Source organism: Miniphocaeibacter sp., assembly GCF_049276255.1.
Taxonomy (GTDB): domain Bacteria; phylum Bacillota; class Clostridia; order Tissierellales; family Peptoniphilaceae; genus Miniphocaeibacter.
The window spans coordinates 1-18,554 of the sequence record NZ_JBASWB010000033.1; the positions used below are offsets into that span (position 1 = coordinate 1).

The 18,554-nt window shown below is 29.6% G+C and carries 17 protein-coding genes; 6 read left to right on the forward strand and 11 right to left on the reverse strand.

Features of this window, described 5'->3' with window-relative positions; translation table 11 throughout:
• Window positions 1-271 precede the first annotated feature (271 nt).
• Genes WAO56_RS03190 through lacF form a run of 3 tightly spaced genes read right to left on the reverse strand, consistent with a single transcriptional unit; the run spans window position 272 to window position 3,301 of the window.
• Window positions 272-1,312: a family 1 glycosylhydrolase gene (locus WAO56_RS03190; RefSeq protein WP_422146263.1), complete on the reverse strand. Its 1,041-nt coding sequence runs from the start codon at window positions 1,310-1,312 to the stop codon at window positions 272-274.
• A 9-nt stretch (window positions 1,313-1,321) separates the two neighbouring features.
• Window positions 1,322-2,971 (reverse strand): PTS transporter subunit EIIC, encoded by a 1,650-nt coding sequence (locus WAO56_RS03195; RefSeq protein ID WP_422143740.1) that lies wholly within the window; start codon window positions 2,969-2,971, stop codon window positions 1,322-1,324.
• 18 nt (window positions 2,972-2,989) lie between these two features.
• On the reverse strand, window positions 2,990-3,301 hold the full coding sequence (lacF, locus tag WAO56_RS03200) for a lactose-specific PTS transporter subunit IIA (RefSeq protein WP_422143741.1): 312 nt from the start codon (window positions 3,299-3,301) through the stop codon (window positions 2,990-2,992).
• A 189-nt stretch (window positions 3,302-3,490) separates the two neighbouring features.
• Here lacF and WAO56_RS03205 point away from each other — a divergent pair, with 189 nt between their 5' ends.
• Genes WAO56_RS03205 through lacB form a run of 3 tightly spaced genes read left to right on the forward strand, consistent with a single transcriptional unit; the run spans window position 3,491 to window position 5,214 of the window.
• Window positions 3,491-4,246, forward strand: coding sequence for a DeoR/GlpR family DNA-binding transcription regulator (locus tag WAO56_RS03205; RefSeq protein WP_422143742.1), 756 nt, complete (start codon window positions 3,491-3,493; stop codon window positions 4,244-4,246).
• Window positions 4,247-4,254: 8 nt separating this feature from the next.
• On the forward strand, window positions 4,255-4,689 hold the full coding sequence (gene lacA / locus WAO56_RS03210; protein WP_422143743.1) for a galactose-6-phosphate isomerase subunit LacA: 435 nt from the start codon (window positions 4,255-4,257) through the stop codon (window positions 4,687-4,689).
• Between the two features lie 12 nt (window positions 4,690-4,701).
• Window positions 4,702-5,214, forward strand: a complete 513-nt coding sequence (gene lacB / locus WAO56_RS03215) for a galactose-6-phosphate isomerase subunit LacB (protein WP_422143744.1) — start codon at window positions 4,702-4,704, stop codon at window positions 5,212-5,214.
• Between the two features lie 50 nt (window positions 5,215-5,264).
• Here the strand turns inward: lacB and WAO56_RS03220 are convergent, their stop codons facing one another.
• Window positions 5,265-5,627: a hypothetical protein gene (locus tag WAO56_RS03220; RefSeq protein WP_422146264.1), complete on the reverse strand. Its 363-nt coding sequence runs from the start codon at window positions 5,625-5,627 to the stop codon at window positions 5,265-5,267.
• Window positions 5,628-5,629: 2 nt separating this feature from the next.
• On the reverse strand, window positions 5,630-6,430 hold the full coding sequence (locus WAO56_RS03225; protein ID WP_422146265.1) for a hypothetical protein: 801 nt from the start codon (window positions 6,428-6,430) through the stop codon (window positions 5,630-5,632).
• Window positions 6,431-6,584: 154 nt separating this feature from the next.
• Here WAO56_RS03225 and WAO56_RS03230 point away from each other — a divergent pair, with 154 nt between their 5' ends.
• The 3 genes from WAO56_RS03230 (at window position 6,585) to WAO56_RS03240 (ending at window position 10,634) form a co-directional block, all read left to right on the forward strand.
• Window positions 6,585-8,312, forward strand: a complete 1,728-nt coding sequence (locus WAO56_RS03230; protein WP_422146266.1) for an ABC transporter ATP-binding protein — start codon at window positions 6,585-6,587, stop codon at window positions 8,310-8,312.
• Complete coding sequence (locus tag WAO56_RS03235) at window positions 8,312-10,063, forward strand: ABC transporter ATP-binding protein (protein WP_422143747.1); 1,752 nt, start codon at window positions 8,312-8,314, stop codon at window positions 10,061-10,063. The genes WAO56_RS03230 and WAO56_RS03235 overlap by 1 nt, the downstream gene beginning before the upstream one ends.
• 79 nt (window positions 10,064-10,142) lie before the next feature.
• Entirely contained in the window at window positions 10,143-10,634 is a 492-nt protein-coding gene (locus WAO56_RS03240) for a hypothetical protein (protein WP_422143748.1), read from the forward strand.
• 92 nt (window positions 10,635-10,726) lie between these two features.
• Here the strand turns inward: WAO56_RS03240 and WAO56_RS03245 are convergent, their stop codons facing one another.
• The 6 genes from WAO56_RS03245 to WAO56_RS03270 form a co-directional block, all read right to left on the reverse strand.
• A complete protein-coding gene (locus WAO56_RS03245) occupies window positions 10,727-10,960 on the reverse strand; it encodes a hypothetical protein (RefSeq protein ID WP_422143749.1) in 234 nt (77 codons plus the stop codon).
• A 204-nt stretch (window positions 10,961-11,164) separates the two neighbouring features.
• Window positions 11,165-12,529 (reverse strand): hypothetical protein, encoded by a 1,365-nt coding sequence (locus WAO56_RS03250; protein WP_422143750.1) that lies wholly within the window; start codon window positions 12,527-12,529, stop codon window positions 11,165-11,167.
• 78 nt (window positions 12,530-12,607) lie between these two features.
• A complete protein-coding gene (locus tag WAO56_RS03255) occupies window positions 12,608-14,350 on the reverse strand; it encodes an NADH-dependent [FeFe] hydrogenase, group A6 (RefSeq protein WP_422143751.1) in 1,743 nt (580 codons plus the stop codon).
• On the reverse strand, window positions 14,350-15,642 hold the full coding sequence (locus WAO56_RS03260) for a complex I 51 kDa subunit family protein (protein WP_422143752.1): 1,293 nt from the start codon (window positions 15,640-15,642) through the stop codon (window positions 14,350-14,352). The genes WAO56_RS03255 and WAO56_RS03260 overlap by 1 nt, the downstream gene beginning before the upstream one ends.
• 9 nt (window positions 15,643-15,651) lie before the next feature.
• Entirely contained in the window at window positions 15,652-16,161 is a 510-nt protein-coding gene (locus WAO56_RS03265; protein WP_422143754.1) for an NAD(P)H-dependent oxidoreductase subunit E, read from the reverse strand.
• A gap of 207 nt (window positions 16,162-16,368) precedes the next feature.
• On the reverse strand, window positions 16,369-18,456 hold the full coding sequence (locus WAO56_RS03270) for an FtsX-like permease family protein (RefSeq protein WP_422143755.1): 2,088 nt from the start codon (window positions 18,454-18,456) through the stop codon (window positions 16,369-16,371).
• Window positions 18,457-18,554: the final 98 nt, after the last annotated feature.

Consider the following 18,554-nt stretch of genomic DNA (forward strand, 5'->3'; position numbering starts at 1 on the left):
GTCTTTCATAAGCAAATCCATAACTCGAGTTCTAACCGTCTCGAATTCGATACCTTTAGAAATGTATTTATATTCATAAGATAAATATAAATGCAAATACAAAAAACACCATAGATTCTTTTAACAAGATCTCTATGGTGTCCCTATTTGCAATCCACTTGGCATTATTTATCTTATTATTCTAAAAAACTTTTTTACCCAATTTCGTTCCAGTTGATGATTTTGAAAGCCTGTAAACCTTGATATTATTGACTTTTGTCTTTTATTTTAACTACTCCCAATCAGTTGTTGGTATTTCAGGGTTAGTAACTCTTTCTCCAATTCCTTTTAATGCAAAGATAGAAGTACCTTTTTCTCCTGTTCCATTGTGAAATATATTGCTTTCTCCGTCATAGGCTTTTAAGAAGTGGCTTGCATAATAATTTATACCTAAGAAATCTATTTTTTTAGATGCTTCTTTTATTTCTTTCATATCTAAATCATTAATTTCTAATTTACCATTATGCTTTTCTAATATTTCCAAAACTATATCCATAGTTTTTTTGTCATATTCTCCCTTAAATGTAGCATCTAACATAAATCTATTAGCTAGAGTATCTTCATATAAGGATGCTTTCTTATTTTCCTTTGAATCTGTTATTGGATATTTAGACTCTAATATATGAACTATTCCTATTTCCCCGGAAAGTTTCATAGACTTATATAAATTTACAACCTTACTATGGGCTACCATCATATTATGCATAGCTTGTATCGCTTTTGGTAAATCATATTTTATATTCGGTGGAAAATGTCCTATTATATATTGCCCAGCTACCACAGACCAAGGTTCATTAATAGTAATCCATTTATTAACCTTATTTCCATATTCTTCAAAGCAAACCTTCGCAAATTCTACAAAGTTATTTATAGTTTCTTGAGCTAACCAATCTCCTTTTTCATATAATGGATATGGTGTGTCGAAATGGTGTAATGTTACAAAAGGTTCAACTCCTTCTTCTATACATTTATCTATTAATTTATGATAAAATTCAATTCCTTTTTTATTAACTTCCCCATTTCCTTCTGGAAATATTCTTGTCCATGCTATAGAAATTCTTATTCCATTAATTCCAAATTCCTTACATAATTCTAAATCTTTTGGATACTTATGATAAAAATCACTTGATACGGAAGGGTCATAATATCCCTTCTCTTTTAAGTAATCATCCCAATAAGTTTTACCTTTGCCATCTACATTAGTCGCTCCCTCAGCTTGATAAGCCGCTGTAGCTGCTCCAAATATAAAATCCCTTGGAAATTTATTTGTCATACTATACTCCTATTTATCTAAACTCTTATAGACAAAGTCTACTGCGCCTTTTGGATCCCTTGATAAGGCAACGTATTCTGCTCCTGATGTTGATACTGCCTTAGTAGAATATACTTTTGCCTCACTTTCTAATTCTTCTAACATAGAGCCCATTTGTGGTGCTAGAATTATTAAATCAAAATTGTCCATTATATCCTTATGTTGTCCATAAGCCATAGCTGTTGCTTCTACAGGAATATTGTTTTCAGTAGCACCTTTGTTTATGGCGTTGGCTAACATTCCACTTGTGGCTCCATTTGCACAAAGTACAAGAACTGCCTTACTATCTTTTGAATCTAAATTTTTATATTCTATAACTTCTTCAACTTTTTCTTCTTCAGATTCTATAGTAGCATTTTTTTCCTTTTCAACTAAATCCTTATCATACACCTTAAAGAAAGGATAATAGATTATAAAATCAACTACTAATAACAAGGCTGCTAATATAAAGGATTTTACTGCAAATCCCGTTCCTACTACTAATCCTGCCGGTCCTGGGAATGTCCATGGTAAATTGTATAAAAATCCGTTCATTCCTAAATTTTCTACAAAAAATTTAAATAACCAAACATTAGCAATTGGTGCAAAAATAAAAGGAACAAAAAATACCGGGTTTAATACTAATGGTGCTCCAAATAATACAGGTTCATTTACACCGAATATTACAGGTATTGATGAGGCTTTTCCTATAGCCTTTAACTGTTTTGATTTTGCTATAAATGCAAACATAAAGGTTATTACTAAAGTAGCTCCTGTTCCACCTAATGTTGCAACAAAATATTGTAACCCTTGGGATAATATTTTAGTAGCATGCTCTCCTTGTTGAAAAGCTTCTAAGTTAGCTGTAACATTTAATAAGTAAATAGCAGATACTGCCGGTTCTACTATTGATGGTCCATGAATTCCTACAAACCAGAAAAACGCCATAGCTCCAAAAACTAAAGCCAAGCCTGCGTAACCATCAGCTGCTGTAAAAATAGGTTGGAATAATACGATTACCCATTCTGCAAATCCCATTCCTATAAAATTTCTAAATACAAAATCAAATATCCATAATATTACAGTTGATAATGTAATTGGAATTAAATCTTTAAAAGTTTGAGAAATATTTGCCGGAACTTCCTCAGGCATTTTTATTGTTATATTGTTTTTAACACAAAATTTATAAACATTTGGAACAAAAAAGCCTACTACAAAGGAGGTTAATAATCCCTTAGTTCCTGCAAATCCTAATGAAATTCCCCCTTCTATTGGATCTAAACTTACAATTATAAAACCAATAATTGCTGCTATCATTACAGAAACACTATTTATTTGGTTTGTTTTGGGCATTTTCCCATTAAAGTTATCAGTTAAACTCTTTGCAACTGTTCCTGCAAGTAAAATTCCTAATATACCCATAGAAAAATCATAAGCTTTCATTATTATACTATTAACATTATCAGGCCAATAAAATCCCCAAATATTAGGTATAGCTGATACTAATAAAAAAATACTCGAAAATAAAATTACAGGTATTAAGGTTATAAATCCGTCTCTTATTGCTCTTAAATACGCATTATTAGATATTCTTTCAAATGTTGGCTTAGCCTTTTCTATAAATCTAATTAAACTTTTCATACATATCTCCTAAAATCCTTATTTTTTCTTATAAATATTAAATAAATGTTTAATCGTGTCCTTTAATAACATAGTAGTCATTAAATGATCTTGTGCATGAACCATAATAAAGCCTAATTCAATATCTTCACCACCTGCTTCAGCCGCCAACATTTTTGTCTGTGAAGCATGAGCTTCCAAAATACTTTTATTAGCTTCTTCTACTAGTTCATCTGCTCTATCAAAATTACCTTTTTCAGCCTCGTTTAGTGCTGTTAATAATTTTGACCTAGCTTCTCCTGCAAAAGCAACTATTTCAAAACCTATTAATCCCACTTCCTCTTTATTCATTTTCACCCTCCTTTTTTGTTTCTTTTAGTTTGTTTTTGTTTCTTTATGTTTATATATTATATCGTTTTCATCTAGATGTCAATAGTATATCTAATTAAAATCAGTTTATTTTAATTATTGACAGATACTTAATATAATGTTATTTTATTAATACGAACATTTTCGAACAAATACTGCCGAGGTGGAGAAATGTTAAAAATAGAAAGACAAAATTATATTGTTAAAATGCTTAATGCCAACAACATAGTAAAAGTAACTCAAATTAGTGAAAAACTAAAAGTTTCTGAAATGACCATACGTAGAGATTTGAAGGAAATGGAAGAAGAAGGTATTTTAGTAAGAATACATGGTGGTGCTAAATTAAGCGAAGATAAGAATACTAGTAAAAGCGAACTTAGTCATAAGGTTAAACAAAATATAAATAAAGAGCTTAAAACAGATATTGCCAAAAAAATCGCCTCTCAAATTAAAGATAATGAAACAATTTTTTTAGGTCCTGGAACTACTATAGAACAGTCTTATGAATTCATCAACTGTAACTTTGCTAGAATTATTACAAATTCATATTATCTATTTGAAAAGTTTAAAGATGATAATAGATTTGAACTTATTCTAATAGGTGGTAAATACAGAAGTAGAACCGGAGCATTTGTTGGCAGCATTTCAATAGATATGATTTCTAAAATAAATGTTCAAAAAAGTTTTATTGGTGTAAACGGAATCTATAATAACATCGTAACTAACTCTAACGAAGAAGAAGGTCTTTTACAAAAATATATTTTAGATAAGGCAGAAATAAAATATATAGTTGCTGATAATACTAAACTGGATTTAAAAGATTTTTACGAATTTTATGATTTATATGATATAGATTATTTAATAACTGACAACCATATAAGTGAAGATTTGTTAAAAAAATATAAGTCTATTACAAAAATTATATAGGAGGAAAGATGAAAGTATATTTAAGTTCTGATTTTGATGGTTTTAATTTAAAAAATATTATAAAAGAATATTTAAAAACATTAGATTTTGAAATTGTTGATCTATCTATTAAGCCAAGTGAAGATTTTGTAGAATCTTCCAAAAACTTAGGAGAAGCATTATTAAATAGTGAAGATTCTAACGATTTAGGTATATTATTTGACGCTTATGGTGCTGGTAGTTTCATGGCTATAACTAAATTTAAAGGTTTAGTTGCTGCTGAAGTATCTGACGAAAGAACAGGCTACATGACTAGAAGACATAATAACGCCCGTATTATTACTCTAGGTTCCGAAATAGTTGGAATAGAAGTAGCAAAAAATATAGTTAAGGAATTTATTAATGCTAAGTATGATGGCGGTAGACATCAAGTAAGGGTAGATATGTTAAATAAAATGTGTTAGGAGAATATTATTATGAAAATAGCTCTAGGAAATGATCATATTGTTACAGCCCATAAAATTGCTGTATCAGACTATTTAAAATCTAAAGGTCACGAAGTAATTGACGTTGGTACTTACGACAATTTCCGTACTCATTATCCAATATACGGAAAAAAAGTTGCAGATTTAGTAGTTTCTAATAAGGCTGATTTAGGTATTGTTATATGTGGAACTGGTGTAGGAATTACAACTGCTGCTAATAAAGTTAATGGCGCAAGGGCAGTTTTAGTAAGGGATATGACCTCTGCCGTTTACGCTAAAAAACATCTCAATGCCAATATACTAGGATTTGGTGGAAAAATTATTGGAGAATTTTTAATGTTCGATATTATCGACGAATTTATAAAAACTTCTTTTGAAAATACTGAAGAAAATAGAAAAATTATAGAAAAGATTACTGCCTTGGAAAATAAAGATGCTTATGAAAAAGAAGATATTTTTGATGAGTTTATTGAAAAATGGAATAAGGGATATTACCATGACTAAATAAAAAAAGCAAAGTTTTAATTATTACTTTGCTTTTTACATATCTACTATTATTTTTTCCTTCTTTTAAAATAAATTACTCCTATACCTGTTACAGCAACAGCTCCTACTCCCAAAATAAATATTTTTCTTAAACTTATATAACCCCTAGCTGCTCCTTCTATAGGTACAAGGTCCATAAATGTTGGTCCTTTTAGAAGGCCTATATGGTTTTGTTTATCCTTTGCAAAGGCGGAATAATAAAGATAGATTTCATTATCCTTCATTGCTAATGATGATTTATAAATATTATTATTATCAAATCCATCTTTTGTTGGTTGGATTACCTTTACCGGATTTTTAAAATTAATCCCATCTTCTGATTCAAAGGCAAATAGTAAAGCTCCTTCTGGCTTATTCTCTGGATAGGCCATATTTAAAGCATAATATTTCCCTTAATATAATCAATTTCAATATGCCATGCATGAAAATTACTCCACTTTGGACCATAATCAAAATTTATTTCTACAGGTTCTGTCCAGTTTTTTACATCCTTGGATTTTCTGTATACATACCCTTCACTATTAAAGGACATGTGATTTCTATAGTAAAGATTGTATTCACCGTCTTTAAAAACTACTGTTGAAGCACCGTATCCATAGCCACCGGTGCCATAATCAAATATTACTTCTTCTTTAGACCAATTTATTAAATCCTTAGTTTTTATTCTACATAGTCTAGACAATCTTTTTTCCTTGTCACTTTGACGATACCATAATTCAATTTCCTTACCATTTATAAAAATATCCGGATCTGAATAATGGGTATTTGGAGGTATGATTTTTCCAACTATAGGATTTTCCACTCCTTCGGGAATATACCAATTTTCCCCATCTTCCGATACTACTATACTGGGATTTTCCTTTTGGTCATCCATAAAACTATAGGGTGTAAATACCATTATCCATGGGTAATTAAATTGTTTACTTTCATCATAAATAACCCTAGGATGAACTGCATGGTTGTCGAGTTTAACATAGGTTTTTATATCTAACGGTTTTTTTGGATTGCCATTTTTTCTTTCATTGCCTTTAGATAAATCTCCTAAAAGTTCTAATTCCATAGATGTTTCTTCAGTATTTTCCTCTACTACTCTGTCTGCTTTTGTATTATTTTTTATAATTCCTATATTTAAAATAGCCACTATTAGTAAAACTATTAAAATTTTCTTCTTCATATTTCTAACCTTAGTCCTTTTTCTATTCTTCCTCTAGTCCAACTATTATAATATCATATATTCTTCTTGAATTTCCTAACAATTTTGTAATATGGACTTTGAAATACATTACATTTAGCGTAGAATATAAAGATAATAAGGAAAGGAGATTCTTATGTTTTCTCTTTTAAAATATGCAAAAAAATATAAAATTCAAATAATACTTGGTCCATTTTTCAAATTCTTAGAAGCTGTCTTTGAATTATTGCTGCCTATTTTTATGGCAAAATTAATTGATGAAGGAATTAACAACAAGGATATAGACACTACTATAAAAATGGCTGTTGCCATGTTTGTAATGACTTTAATAGGTTTGTTTTGTGTACTTATTTGCCAGTACTTTTCTTCTATTGCTTCTCAGGGATTTGGAACTGAACTTAGAAATGAAATGATGAAAAAAATTAACAGTTTTTCCCATATTGAAATTAACAAATACGGTACTTCAACTTTAATTACTAGAACAACTAACGATATTAATCAATTACAATTAGCCTTAGCCATGCTTATTAGATTAGTTGTTAGGGCACCTTTTTTAAGTATTGGCTCTATTGTAATGGCTTTTATAATCAATCCTAAAATAGCTTGGATTTTTGTAATTACTTTACCCTTATTTAGTATTTTATTGTTTTTCATTATGAAAAAAACTGTTCCCTTATATAAAAGAGTTCAAGAAAAGTTAGACTCTCTAAACTTAGTTGTTAACGAAAACCTAAGTGGAGTTAGAGTTATTAGGGCTTTTGCTAAAAAAGATGAAGAATCAAAAAAAGTAGGTTCTGTTACAGATGATTTAGCCTTATCCTATAAAACCGTTGCAAATATATCAGCACTTTTAAATCCTGTTACTACCTTAATTATGAATAGTGCAATAATATTTCTTCTCTACATTGGTGGTAAGCAAGTAAATATTGGTGGTATGAAACAGGGTGAAGTCCTCGCCTTAATAAATTATATGACTCAAATGCTACTCGCCTTAATTGTTGTAGCAAATCTAGTGGTTATTTTTACAAGGGCCTTTGCCTCTGCCCATAGAGTTAATGAAATTTTTAATACTGAGCCTTCTGTTACTAATTTAGTAGGTCAATCCGCTTCTTGGAAGAAGGAAGATGAAATTTTAAATTTTTCCAATGTAGCTTTTAAATATACAGAAAAAAGTGGATATGCATTAAAAGACATTAATTTTGTTTTAAAACAAGGGGAGTCCTTAGGTATTATTGGTCCAACAGGAAGTGGAAAAAGTGCTTTAATTCAACTAATTCCACGTTTTTATAATATAAATAAGGGTAATTTGAAAATAAATAATAAAGACATTGAAGACTATACTTTAGAAGTGTTAAGAGATCATATTGGAGTTGTTCCCCAAAATTCAGTTTTATTTACTGGAACTATAAGAAGTAATTTACTATGGGGAAAAGAAAATGCCAGTGACGATGAATGCTGGAAAGCTTTAGAAATAGCCCAATGTGCCGATTTTGTAAAATCTTTACCAGAAGGGTTAGATTATAAGGTTCTAGCCGGAGGAAAGAACTTTTCCGGTGGTCAAAGACAGAGAATTACCATTGCTAGAGCCCTTATTAAAAATCCCGATATTTTAATTTTAGATGATTCTTTAAGCGCTTTAGATTATAAGACGGATTTAAATTTACGAAATGCACTAAATAAATATATGCATGAAACTACCTTTGTAATTGTTTCCCAAAGAATAAGTTCTGTTAGGTCTGCTGATAAAATTTTAGTATTAAACGATGGTAAACAAGACGGTTTTAACAACCATGAAAATCTCCTACAAACATCTAAAACCTATGAGGCTATTGCTAAATCTCAAATTGAAAAGGAGGAATTGTAATGAATAAAAAGATTTTTCAAAGATTCTTTCCTTATTTGAAAATATATAAAAAAGAAATACTCTTTGCTCTTTTTTCCGGAATTATTTGTGGAGCTACTTCTGTTTTAATTACTTATTTTATTGGTAAATCTGTCGATACAATGATTGGACTTGGCAAAGTAGATTTAAGTCTACTTATTAAGATTATTGGCCTTATAGCTATTTTAATTGTTATTAATGCAGTGTCACAGTGGTTTGTTCAAGTTTTGGGAAATAGGGTAGCTTACCTATCTGTTGCTGAATTAAGAAAGGATATGTTTAATCATTTAAATACTTTACCTTTAAAGTATTTTGACAACACTTCCCACGGCAACATCCTTAGTAGGTTTACAAATGATTTAGACTATGTTTCAGAAGCTACAACAGCTATTTTCAATAATATTTTCAGTGGAATGACAATAGTTATAATCTCTTTAATTACAATGTTATTACTTAGTATTTCCCTAACCCTTGTTGTAATTATTGGTACTATTTTAATTTTTATTGTAAATTATATAGTTGCTAAGACAAGTCAAAATAAATTTGTTACTCAACAAAAAATCGTTGGTAATATTTCTGGTTATATATCTGAAATTGTAGGCAATCAAAAAATAGTTAAGGCTTTCCAATATGAAGATAGGTCCCAAAAAACTTTTGAAAATATAAATAGTAAGTTATATACTGTTGGAAAACAAGCTCAATTCGCTTCTTCTTTAACTAACCCTTTATCACGATTTGTTGATCATATAACCTACTTATCAATAGGCTTAGTTGGAGGCTTATTGGTTTTAAACAATATTGGCAATGTTACTGTAGGACTTATTTCCAGCTTTATAATTTATTCTACACAGTTTTCAAAACCCTTTATTGAACTATCAGGTATAATGACACAAATTCAATCTGCTTTAGCCGGATTAGAACGTACTTTTGAAATATTAGATGAAAAACCGGAAACTCCAGACAGTAATAATATATTAAATAAAGAAAATTTATTTGGAGAAGTTGAATTTAAAAATGTTTATTTTTCCTATGTAAAAAACCAACCTTTAATTGAAAACTTTAATCTCTTGGTGAAACCGGGAGAATCAATTGCTATAGTAGGAAAAACCGGTGCGGGAAAATCCACCTTGGTTAACTTATTAATGCGATTCTACGATGTAGATTCAGGTGAAATAACCATTGATAATGTTCCCATAAAAAACTACAGTAGGGATTCCTTAAGAAAATCCTTTGGAATGGTTCTACAGGACACTTGGCTTTTTGACGGTACAATAAAGGACAATTTAACCTTTGGAAATCCTAATGCTACAGATAAGGAAATAATTGAAGCCTGTAAGGCATCTTCTATTCATTCCTTTATAGAGAAATTACCAAATTCCTATAATACTCTTATAGGACAAGGAGGATTAAAAATATCAGAAGGACAAAGGCAACTTTTAACAATTGCCAGAACTATGATAAGTAAACCTCCAATGTTAATATTAGACGAGGCTACTAGCTCTGTTGATACTTTAACAGAAAGTCAAATTCAAACTGCCTTTTTAAATATGATGAAAGGAAAAACCAGTTTTATTATTGCCCATAGACTTTCAACTATTAGGGAAGCCGATAAAATTTTAGTTATGGATAATGGAAATATTGTTGAAGTAGGAAACCATAAGGAGCTTTTAAATAGAAAAGATAGTTATTATAGTAAGCTCTACAAGGCTCAATTTGAAAATATAAAAGAATAGTATTGTAATAAGTAAGTACATTAAATATAATATATATAATTATTTAGGTTATAAAAATATATTTCCTTAGGAGTTGCTTATGAAATTAAAGAAAAAGATAATTATTATTTTTATATTTTTAGGAATTATTGCACTAGTAGGATTAGTCCAGTACAAAGTTTCTCGCATTACTCCTGAAAAATATTTCAATAACAAGTATAGCCAAAAAGAAGAATATACTTTACTGAAAAAAACCAAGGATGGTAATTACAGTGCCTATTTAAGTAAATATAAGGGAGATATTTATTTAGATATTTTTCTTAAGGATAATTATATGGGTGGTATTGAACCAACTAATGGCCATGCAGAAATGGGAGAAATAGGAATTTATAACTTTATTAAAGAAAAGACTCTTATTATAATATTTTCAGAAAATACTTCAAATATAAGGGAATACGAATTAAAAGTAGAAAGTGGTATAAAGGACCCTAAGATTATTACTAAAAAAGCCGACAAGAACAGTCCCATTCTTGATATATATCTATTAGATAAGGAATATAATTCCTTTCCTGAAATAGAAGTAAGGAAATAAAATTCTCTAGGTAAAGATTTTTTCAAAGAATATAAGAGCTTATTTTATATAAACAAAACACAAGGTTATAGTATAAAAACCTTGTGTTTTATTTATTTTCCACCCTGTCTTTTTGCTGTTTCTTTTTTAGAAAAATATCTGGCAAAATAATTTGCTATTATTGCTATAGCTACTAGTATTATTAAAACCAAATTATAGAAAATTTCAATTTTTAATATATAGGATATTATTGCCACTACTATACTAATTCCCAGTAAATATGCTCCTGTTTTTTTAAGTAGCTCCTCTTTTGAAAAATACTTATATGAAATATATCCAAAAATCATAGCTAAAGCAAGTATTAAAAAAGTACAAATAGCTTGAAATGTTTCTAAGTTATAGATTTTTTCTAACTTTTCTCCTATGTCTAAATCTTCAGCAAAAAAATTATTCTTTAAATATTGTGAAAATATGTAGCCTGCTACTAATAGTCCCGATATTACAGCATATATTTTAAAAATATACTTTTTAATAATCTACCTCCAAATATTTTAATCTATTCTCTTTATTTTTGATGGAATATTTGCCTGTCTTAATAAATCTCCAAAATGGCTGGTTATACCAATATTGCCAAGTAATTCTATTCCTATATTTTTATCCTTAATACTTTCAATTTCCTCTCTTAAGGACTCTAAGCCTTCAGATGTGAAAAACTTTTTATAGTATTTAGGATTTCCCTCTACAATTATATCCCTACCATAATACTTCTTTAGTTGGTTCATTTGAACTAGCCAAACTTTTTCATTATCACAAACCCATTCTATACTTATTTCCCCTAAATAAGAAAAATAGCTTCTTATTTTATTGTTTAATTCTTCTAATTTATTTAAAATTTCAGTTGGTAATTCTTCAATATTTTTCTTTCCAACCATAAAATTATCACCTTGGCCTTTTACTCCTTCAATAACACTTTCTTCCTTTGTTATTATTGAAGCTCCTGAGTATATTCCTTCTACAGCATCCTGTGATAAAAGTGAAGCAATGTTAATATCCTCTTTCCCCTTTTTTTCTTCTTCATTTATTAATATAAAAGGGTCTACCCAGCCCTTACCTGTAAAATATTTACCTGCTTCTTTTTCAATGGGACTTGTTCTTATCCATTTTTCAAAAGAGCCTGTCTTTTTACCAAAGGAAAAAGGTGCTACATTTCTATTAATTACTGTAGTATAGGGTACATCAAAACCAAGACTGTCTAAAATTAAAAGTCCAAAAACCTTATCTCCTAAAAATTTAGAAAAATTATTTGGCCATATTATTCTTTTTTCCGTAGAATTACCTTGAAATTTTTCATATTCCCAAATTATAGTATGTTCTTTTAAAACCCCTTCTTTATTAGGATGAATACTAAACTCTACTCTATAATTTTTATCAAAATTAATTTTCGGTTTAAAACCATACACCCTTTCTAGAATGTTAAATCCAACTTCTCTAGGAAGGGAGCATATTCCTTCTTTTTCCACTGCTTTTGGAGTGTCCTTTGGTGAAAACTCTATTAGGTCACCCATTACTACACCTGAAACTCCACCGTCATTAATATCTATAGTTTCATTAACTATTGAAACAAGATTTTCCCTATTATTTTTTTCAATTATATTAATAATTTCATCTATATCTTCAATTTTTAAGCCGTAAATTAACTTATGTCCCTTTGTGTTTTTTTCTCCATAACTCCTAATATTAACAGAATGACTTTTAGAGGAGTTAAGTAATTCCTCTACTAAGAACTTGGGACTATTATTTTTGTTCTTGTGATTGTTTATATGTATATAATTTGGTTTATTATTGGCAAAACTTACAAATTGAGCAATATTGCCTATTGAATTTTCTATTATATAATTTAATTTTTCATCCTTCATAGTATACCTGCTTTTTATTTTTGCTACCTATTATTATATAACAAAAGACACAGACTTTTTATCTGTGCCTTTAAATATTTATGCTTTTGTATACCTGTTCCTGTAATGTGTATGAAGTAATTCATGAGCTTTATGGGAATTTGGCTCTCCTAAAAATTCTTCATATATTTCCTTTATTTCCGGATTTTCATGGGATTTCCTTATATCATGTTGCTTATCATCCTTATATAGACCTTCCATTCTGTCCTCTCTGGCATCGTGTTTAATTGTGTAAGGTTGTCCACCTCCACCAACACATCCTCCTGGACAGGCCATTACTTCAATAAAGTGGTAGTCTGCTTCTCCTTTTCTTATTTTTTCTAAAAGTTTTTTTGCATTTGCCAGTCCACTTGTAATAGCAACTTTAACAGGAATATCTCCTACTTGTACCTCTGCTTCTTTAAAGTCATCATGTCCTCTAACTGCTTCAAAATCAACACTAGCTAATTCTTCCCCTGTTACAACTTCATAAACAGTCCTTAAAGCCGCTTCCATAACTCCACCGGAAGTTCCAAAAATAGTACCTGCTCCTGTACCATGACCAATTATAGAATCATAATCTTCCGGCTCTAATTCACTAATATCCAGTCCGTTTTCCTTAAACATTCTAGCTAATTCTCTAGTTGTTAAAACTACATCTATATCCCTATAGCCTGATGCATCCATTTCAGGTCTTTTACTTTCATATTTTTTTGCAATACAAGGCATTACAGAAACTACAAACATATCCTTAGGGTCTACGCCTAATTTTTCTGCATAATATGTTTTAGTTATAGCCCCAAACATCTGTTGTGGTGATTTACAAGTTGAAAGATGATCTATTAAGTCAGGATAGTTTTTCTCAACAAAGTTAATCCAACCTGGACTACATGAAGTAATCATCGGTAATGTTCCGCCATTTGTAAGTCGTCCTAAAAACTCCGTTCCCTCTTCCATTATAGTTAAATCGGCACTAAAATTAGTGTCTATAACTTTATCGGCTCCTAATCTTCTTATTCCTGCAACCATATGACCTGTAACTATTTCACCGGCACTATATCCAAATTCATCTCCTAAACCTACTCTTACAGATGGTGCTGTTTGAAATACTACAAATTTATTTTCATTTGCTAGGGCATCCCATACTTTTTCAGTATCATCTTTTTCCCTTAAGGCACCTACTGGACAAACTGTAATACATTTCCCACATAGTACACAGGTTGACTCATCTGTAGCTTTGTCAAAGGCTTGTCCTATACTATAGTCCTTACTTCTTCCGTTAAAGCCAATAGCCTTACTTGCTTGAATTTCTTCACAAGCCTGAACACATCTTCCACACTTTATACACTTGCTATTATCCCTTACTAAAGAAGGATTATCATCCTTAATAGGAACTGGCTCATAAATTCTTTCAAAGGGATTATCCATTATATTTTCTTTTTGTGTTAATTCCTGTAACTCACATTTTTGATTTCTTATACAATTTAAACAATCCTGTGGATGATTTGCCAATATTAATTGTAAAATGGTTTTTCTAACTTCTTTTACCCTTTTACTATTTGTAATTATTTCCTTACAGCTATCTACCGGTTGATTACAGGCAGTTTTTAATCTTCTACTTCCTGTATCTTCTACAACACAAATTCTACATGTTGATTTAGCTGTTAAATCCGGATGGTTACAAAGTGTTGGTATATGTACCCCTATTTTTTTAGCTGCTTCTAGTATTGTTGTTCCTGAAGGTACTGTAACATCTATTCCATCTATTTTTATAGTTATATTTTTATTGCTCTCTGTACTCATTACATAACCTCCTTATTGAAACATTTACTACATTCCTTATCTACATGAGCTAAAAACTCCGATTCTCTATGGGTTAAGGCAGACATTAAGGCTGTTGGTGCAGCTTGTCCAAGTCCACAGAAAGAGGCTTGCATCATAGCTTCAGCTAAGTTCTTCATAGTTTCTATGTCCTTTTCTGTTCCTTCGCCTTTACTAAATTTATCTAATAGTATATACATTTGTTGGTTTCCCTCTCGGCAAGGATTACATTTACCACATGACTCATCTATAAAAAACTCAAATACCTTCTTTAAATAATCCACTAAACACACTGATTCGTCTGCTATGACAATAGCACCTGTACCTATTGAAAGTCCTGCATTTCTTAAAGATATATGGTCAAAGGATATATCGAATTGCTCCGGAAAAGCAAGTGGCCCCGATTGTCCTCCAATATGAACAAACTTAACAGGCTTCCTTGTAGAAGTTCCCCCTGCTAATTCTTCATCATAAATTATGTCCTTTAAATTTGTTCCTACTGGAACTTCAACATAGTGTCTATTTTTCGCATGACCTGATGTACAAACTATTAAAGATCCTCCACTTTCCTCTGTTCCTACTGACCTATAATACTCTGCCCCTCTATCTAAAATAATTGGAATATTTGCAAAAGTTTCTACATTATTTACTAAAGTTGGTTTACCAAATAAGCCTACTTCTGCTAAACGAGGTGGTTTTACCCTAGGTCTTCCTGCCTGTCCCTCAATAGAATTTAAAAGAGTTGAGTTTTCTCCACAAACATAGGCACCTGCTCCCGATATTATATTAATATCAAAATCAAATCCCTCAATACCTAGAATATTTTTTCCTAGGTAACCTGCTTCTCTAGCATTTTTTAAGGCTAATTCAAAACCTTCAAATAATCCTCTATATTCTCCTCTTATATATATGTAACCTTCCTTAGAACCAAATACATATGCAGAAATTAACATTCCTTCAATTACAATTAAAGGATCTTTTTTCATAAATAACCTGTCTTTAAAAGTTCCCGGTTCTCCTTCATCGGCATTACAAACAATATATTTAGGTTCTCCTTCTATACTATATAAATGCCTCCATTTTATTCCTGTTGGAAAACCTGCACCACCACGACCTAATAGCTTAGCGTCTATTATTTCCTGTATAATATCTTCCCTATCCATTTTTACAGCATTGTGAAGACCGTTAAAACCCCTATGAGATTTATAGTCCTCTATAGAATGCATATAGGATTTATCTACGGTACCTGTAATTAACTCTATTGTTTTAGTCATTCTATCCTCCTATAAATCCTTATTGTCCCTAAGTTCACCAATAATACTAGCAACTAATCTCTCATTTAAATTGCCATAAATATCATTTCCAATTTTTATAATTGGTCCAATTTCACAAGCTCCAACACATGAACATTTTTCAAATTCAAATAGCCAATCATCGGTATGTTCCCCTAATTTAATACCTAGATTTCTTTCTACAATATCTACTAATGAGTCACTTCCATTTAAATAACAAGATGCACATGTACAAACCTCTATTTTATATTTTGCCCTTGGTTTAGTACTAAGCATGTCATAGAAAGTTAATATATCATATAACTCAACTAGTGGAATTCCTATTTTTTCCGAAACAATAGTTGCAACTTCCTCCCCAATATACTTTGCCTCTAAAGAATCCTGTAATTCTATTAAGGTATTGAGTATATCTTTCTTAGTGCTACCATTTTTTACAATGATATCGTTTACCATTTTAATTTGTTCTTCCGTTAATGGTTGTGATACTAGTTTATAACTCATATTTCTACCCCTTTTCCCCTATTATATATTCAATTATAATATAACGTTTTATTATAAGTCAATCAATAATATATAATTAACAATTTCTTTTTCATTATACAGAAAAGGATACACAATTATATATGTATCCTTTTAAATAATCTTTTCTATTCTTTTATAAATTATTAATTTTCTACTAATGTTTATATTTAACTGAAATTGCTTCTTCTAGGAAACTATTTTCTCACTTCTATTTATAATTATATTTCTATATTTTCTCGATGTGATTAAATAGGCTATAAAGTAAATTATTATATATAGTAACAATGTTATTAAAACTATCATCTGTATTTTATTACTGGATATTATTCCAAAACTTAAGGCGAATAATTTTATTATATTAATAACAAAAATATAATGAACTGTTGCTACTAATAAGGGTAGAAAGAAAAATATGGTTATTTGCTTATTAATTGTAGTATTTATTTCATCTTTAGTAAGACCTACCTTGTAGAGTTTTTTAAACTGCTCAGCATCTTCGTACCCTTCTGACAACTGTTTGTAGTAGACTACTATAAGGAAGTTAATTAAGAAAATTATTGTTAAATAAACACCCACTACTACAAAAGGTCCCATTCCAACTTGATCACCTAAATATATACTATTTATATTTATTAAAAACCCCTCACTAGCTACTTCACTAACGGAGTTAATCTTAGAATTCTCTGAAAAATAATCTTCAAAGAAGGCTTTTTTCTCTGCCTTATCACCACTAAGATTATAACTTTGCTCTATGAAATAATTCTGTATTGGAGCGTCATTAACTATTTCTCCTTCCTTGTTTTTAAATCTTCCATCATCTAGTTGGTCATATACAAACTCTTCTTTAATATAGTCAAAATAATCATCTGGAATAACCAATGTTAAATTATAAAAATAATACTCTAAATTTTCATCTTCAGCCAAACTTTCTTCTTTTAACTTAAAATCCTTACCAAAAATATTTATATTTTCCTTAATAGTATTTATAATAGCCTCATAGTCAAATAAATTATTAGCAAGTAAAACAACTTCATCTTCCCTTAATTCTATTTTTTCATCAGCTAATTTATTATAATCGGACATTTTTATTGCACTAATATATGATTGTCCTTCAGATTTATAAATGTCTATAATGTCTTTATTATCTAATCCCGGATAAGTTGCTATTCCTTCCATTACTTCAAATTTTTTAAAATCTTCTATTTCTAGCTTGTTGTTTTTTAAATCTTTTCTAAAAGCACTATCTATATTAGAACTATCAGTTTCATTAAAACTACCATATACAATATCATAAGGCTCTACATTGTAAACAGATCCTACATAGGCTATTATACTCATACAGAGGGTAACTATTATCATACAGCTTAATATACAAATTGTAGCCAGGCTTACAGCATTTTCCTTAATTCTAATGGATAAGTTGGAAATCGCTATAAAATTATTGTTTTTCTTGTATATATTTCTTCTTTTTTTAAAATAATTAAATATTGAAACTATAAGCCCTTGAAATATTAAGTAGGTTCCAATAATAACAAATATAACAGCTACTAATGCTATATATACAAGATTGACTCCGTCTAAGAAAGCGTATTCTACTGCCATAAGGTTACTTGGTTCTAAGATAACTGCAATTATATATCCAATAACTATAAAAATAATTCCAACTATAGCCATTAATACGCTTAAGACGGATTTCCTTTGCACCTTCTTTTTAACATTTAAAATATCAAGTCCATTTTGCCTAATAACCTTGTAACTTGTTAATATAATTGAAGTAAATGTAATTAGGAAAAAAACTATAATTGTAATAATAACAGCCTTTAAACTTAAGGCGGACTTTAAGGTAGACTCAAAATTTAATGCTCTTGAAATTATTAGAAAGTTTAATCTATCCAGTATTATAGAAGAAAATATCCCTATAGTAATACTAACTATGTTAAGAATGATATTTTCAATAAATATTAACTTTTTAATATGCCTTTTGTCCATTCCCAGTAAATCATATACACCATAGTCTACACTTCTTCTTTTATTTAGAAAGCTATTAATATATATATTAAATATTAAGCTCATAACTGCTATAGCCACGGCAGTAATATATAATAGTATTTTCAATGTATTATAGCCGTAATCTAAATTTATACTTTTATTAAAATATAAGTTTAAAGTCAAATAAAAGAAAACTACCGATAAAACTACAGTCAATATATAGGGAATGTATATTTCCTTATTTCTTTTTAAATTGTCCTTAGCTAACTTAAATAACAGTTTCATTTACTCTTCCTTTTCATTCATAACAGTTAAGGTATAGGATATTAATTCATAAAAGTCCTCGTTACTTCTACTTCCCTTAAATAGTTGATTATATATTA

Excerpts from the sequence above, each read along its gene's own strand:
- WAO56_RS03190 (WP_422146263.1), bottom strand. The coding sequence starts at position 1,312 with ATGACAAATAAATTTCCAAGGGATTTTATATTTGGAGCAGCTACAGCG.
- WAO56_RS03195 (WP_422143740.1), bottom strand. The coding sequence starts at position 2,971 with ATGAAAAGTTTAATTAGATTTATAGAAAAGGCTAAGCCAACATTTGAA.
- lacF (WP_422143741.1), bottom strand. The coding sequence starts at position 3,301 with ATGAATAAAGAGGAAGTGGGATTAATAGGTTTTGAAATAGTTGCTTTT.
- WAO56_RS03205 (WP_422143742.1), top strand. The coding sequence starts at position 3,491 with ATGTTAAAAATAGAAAGACAAAATTATATTGTTAAAATGCTTAATGCC.
- lacA (WP_422143743.1), top strand. The coding sequence starts at position 4,255 with ATGAAAGTATATTTAAGTTCTGATTTTGATGGTTTTAATTTAAAAAAT.
- lacB (WP_422143744.1), top strand. The coding sequence starts at position 4,702 with ATGAAAATAGCTCTAGGAAATGATCATATTGTTACAGCCCATAAAATT.
- WAO56_RS03220 (WP_422146264.1), bottom strand. The coding sequence starts at position 5,627 with ATGGCCTATCCAGAGAATAAGCCAGAAGGAGCTTTACTATTTGCCTTT.
- WAO56_RS03225 (WP_422146265.1), bottom strand. The coding sequence starts at position 6,430 with ATGAAGAAGAAAATTTTAATAGTTTTACTAATAGTGGCTATTTTAAAT.
- WAO56_RS03230 (WP_422146266.1), top strand. The coding sequence starts at position 6,585 with ATGTTTTCTCTTTTAAAATATGCAAAAAAATATAAAATTCAAATAATA.
- WAO56_RS03235 (WP_422143747.1), top strand. The coding sequence starts at position 8,312 with ATGAATAAAAAGATTTTTCAAAGATTCTTTCCTTATTTGAAAATATAT.
- WAO56_RS03240 (WP_422143748.1), top strand. The coding sequence starts at position 10,143 with ATGAAATTAAAGAAAAAGATAATTATTATTTTTATATTTTTAGGAATT.
- WAO56_RS03245 (WP_422143749.1), bottom strand. The coding sequence starts at position 10,960 with ATGATTTTTGGATATATTTCATATAAGTATTTTTCAAAAGAGGAGCTA.
- WAO56_RS03250 (WP_422143750.1), bottom strand. The coding sequence starts at position 12,529 with ATGAAGGATGAAAAATTAAATTATATAATAGAAAATTCAATAGGCAAT.
- WAO56_RS03255 (WP_422143751.1), bottom strand. The coding sequence starts at position 14,350 with ATGAGTACAGAGAGCAATAAAAATATAACTATAAAAATAGATGGAATA.
- WAO56_RS03260 (WP_422143752.1), bottom strand. The coding sequence starts at position 15,642 with ATGACTAAAACAATAGAGTTAATTACAGGTACCGTAGATAAATCCTAT.
- WAO56_RS03265 (WP_422143754.1), bottom strand. The coding sequence starts at position 16,161 with ATGAGTTATAAACTAGTATCACAACCATTAACGGAAGAACAAATTAAA.
- WAO56_RS03270 (WP_422143755.1), bottom strand. The coding sequence starts at position 18,456 with ATGAAACTGTTATTTAAGTTAGCTAAGGACAATTTAAAAAGAAATAAG.